This window comes from Azohydromonas lata (assembly GCF_034427735.1).
Classification (GTDB): domain Bacteria; phylum Pseudomonadota; class Gammaproteobacteria; order Burkholderiales; family Burkholderiaceae_C; genus Azohydromonas; species Azohydromonas lata.
In genome coordinates, this window is the sequence record NZ_JAXOJX010000297.1 from 1 (window position 1) to 213 (window position 213).

The following is a 213-nucleotide window of genomic DNA, read 5'->3' on the forward strand; positions in this document are numbered from 1 at the left end:
GTGTCCTACGACGTGCTGGGCGACGTGGTGTGCGGCGGCTTCGCCATGCCCATCCGTGAGAACAAGGCCCAGGAAATCTACATCGTCATGTCCGGCGAGATGATGGCCATGTACGCGGCCAACAACATCTCCAAGGGCATCCTGAAGTACGCCAACAGCGGCGGCGTGCGCCTGGGCGGCCTGGTGTGCAACGAGCGCCAGACCGACAAGGAG

1 pseudogene is annotated in these 213 nt (G+C 63.4%); it reads left to right on the forward strand.

From position 1 onward, the window contains the following. Positions 1-213, forward strand: a pseudogene (gene nifH, locus SM757_RS35475) (nitrogenase reductase); the annotation flags it as partial.